The organism is Candidatus Cloacimonadota bacterium (genome assembly GCA_020532355.1).
Taxonomy (GTDB): domain Bacteria; phylum Cloacimonadota; class Cloacimonadia; order Cloacimonadales; family Cloacimonadaceae; genus UBA5456.
Map to the genome: position 1 here is coordinate 1 of JAJBBD010000325.1, position 2,571 is coordinate 2,571.

At 43.7% G+C, this 2,571-nt stretch carries 3 protein-coding genes; 1 reads left to right on the plus strand and 2 read right to left on the minus strand.

Annotated elements, in window-relative coordinates:
- A partial coding sequence (locus tag LHW48_11155) for a hypothetical protein (GenBank protein ID MCB5261005.1) occupies positions 1-1,298 on the minus strand: 1,298 nt, incomplete at its 3' end.
- 444 nt (positions 1,299-1,742) lie between these two features.
- Here LHW48_11155 and LHW48_11160 point away from each other — a divergent pair.
- Positions 1,743-2,126, plus strand: a complete 384-nt coding sequence (locus LHW48_11160; protein MCB5261006.1) for a hypothetical protein — start codon at positions 1,743-1,745, stop codon at positions 2,124-2,126.
- 213 nt (positions 2,127-2,339) lie between these two features.
- Here LHW48_11160 and LHW48_11165 read toward each other — a convergent pair.
- Positions 2,340-2,571 (minus strand): T9SS type A sorting domain-containing protein (locus LHW48_11165; GenBank protein ID MCB5261007.1); only part of this gene is annotated, 232 nt, incomplete at its 5' end.

Consider the following 2,571-nt stretch of genomic DNA (forward strand, 5'->3'; position numbering starts at 1 on the left):
GGACTGGAGACAAAATGGGAGTACTGATTAGGAGTCCAATTATATTCATTTTCAAGCCAATGGATATTATGTCGATCTTGTTCAGGACCAGTAACCCACCTAATCGTATCCAGGTAGGTGGGGGTGTCACTGTTATTAGAGTTCATATGAATGGCCAGCAATTCCTCAAAGAACTTTCTCGCTATAAGAGCATTATTGGTAGTTGTGTTCAGCACCGGGTAGCTCACCCAATGCCATCTATCCACATCGTATTGATTCTCGAAGCTATATTCCCAGTGGCGATGCGCGATTGCCGGGATGGTGCCAATATCTACAGGAGTGCCGTCCTCATCCTCGCCGATACCGGCATCAATGCAGGGGGACATTGTTGTAGCGTTCCAAATGGGTTGATAATTTGAATCAAGTTCCGGGTCGCATTGGTAAGTAAACCTTGGCTCATCAGGATCGCTGAAGTTTAGATTGAAACCAGACAAACTGGTTTTATGAATAATATTATAACTTATGCTATACGGGTAGTATCCCGATCCTGAATTGATACTGCACCCGTTGCTGTTTGTAGTGCTTATTACATTATTCTGTATCAATGGATCTTGAACGTTTAGAGTGGGACGAATCGCTCCATAATCTGATGCTCCGTTGGTGCAGGGATAGATTTTTGCGTAACTGTTTTGATAATAATGATCATCGCTTGTTACATCAAACGTATCGTTAAAAGCCAGTTGCCAATCTATTGTGCTTGGATCGGCAAGCGCATAAACGCCTGCTATCCGATGGTTCCCAGACATCAAGTTAGGAGTAAATGAGATATCCCATCCATCCCTAGTGTAGTCTTCGATCTTCGTTCCATCCAAGGATACTGCAAAATGTTCGGACATCGCAATATCTTCAATGGTGAACACTATGCTACCATTATTCTGGATAACCGTTGCATTGATTGCCGGATCAACTATCGAATTTGTAACAATAACACCGGAGCTTGTAGCTGGAACGATGGAGAAGAGTTCACACTGATCGTAACTAGGGTTGCAAACAGGACCATTGGGGCTTTCATTAACACTATAATCAGCCAGTAGAAACGTCGCTGAAATGAGGAATAATGCTGCCATAAAAGCCTGTTTTCCAATTGATTCATGCAAGCTGGCAATCATTGAGTGGATATTGTTTTTTGACCTTGCTAGTCTTTGTAACAACTGTTCTGTTTTTTTGGGGCTATCCCCTCCGAAGCAAAAATGGCCATCTGCCTTAGTCTTGAAATTGGCTGCTAAAAAACTAATGCTAGATTTAGTGTGTGTTAACATAATGGGTCTCAAATTTGTTTTGTATGCATCAGCAGTAACATTTGAATCCTGACCAGGATTGTTCGATCCCAAGTCAGGTACCAGAACCATGAAACCCTATGGAAGGATTTCGCCAAAACCTTTTTATCTTTCGCCTAGCCACCTGTAAAAGGTATCCCACTTTTGATGCAAAGAAAGAGCAGTAGTACGAGGGAGCAACAGATAAGTTATTTCCAATCACGCTTTCAATAAATGCAATTAAACATTTGTCTTAGCTTGTGTCAAGAACTTTTTTCAATCACCTTATGTTATTCTAAATTGCCGTTCCTGTGGCTGTTGGAGATAAATAAGCGCAAAAGCTCCCTTCAACACCGCGCTTTAGCGAGCTGAGTCCCGGGACGGCAGTTCAGAAAGCAATCGATAGCAAAAAAACGGCTTGTTGCCGTAGGCAAGGCAGGAGACAGAGTGCCCATAGTAGCGATAATATTCGGGACAACACAACCCGAAAGGAGTCAAGGGGCACGGGAAGCAGGGTTAATCTTGTATCCAACAAAGACGAAGATTGTCGATACTGAAACAGATATCTTTGAGTTCCTGGGCTATAAGTTCAAGAAACGGATGAAGTTCTCTTCAAACAAGAGCATCAAGAAGTTCAGAGATAATATCAGGAAACACACCAAACGCTGTAACGCACATAGCTTAGAGACCATCTTCAATCGGACAAAACCCATCCAACGAGGATGGTTTGAATATTTCAAGTATGCTTACAAGTACAGCTTCTCCGAGCAAGACGGTTGGATAAGACGCAGACTTCGCAGTATCCTCAGGAAACATGAGAAACACAGATGAATAGCGACGTGTGGCAAAGACAACCAAAGATACCCTAATTCCATCTTTGATAAGTGTGGGTTTTTCTAGTTAATCAAAGGCCACAGGGATTTATGTCGGTCTCTTAAATGAGATACCTGTTTTTTGGAGAGTCGTATGCGGGAAAACCGCACGTATGGTTCGGAGGGAGGGGAGCCAGGCAACGGATCACTCCCCTACACCTATCCTTGTGGCCTATTTCATCAAGAGCATTCTCTTGGTTTTGCTACTTTCGGGGCTGCTGAGGCGGTAGAAATATACGCCGCTGGCCACAGCTCGCTTGTTCTTATCCGTTCCATTCCATACCACGCTGTGGACCCCGGCTTCCATATCCTGATTGACCAGGGTATTGACCAATTGTCCCTTCAGGTTATAGATGTCTAGCCGAACCTTACCGGACTTGGGTAAGGCATAGGTGATGGTGGTA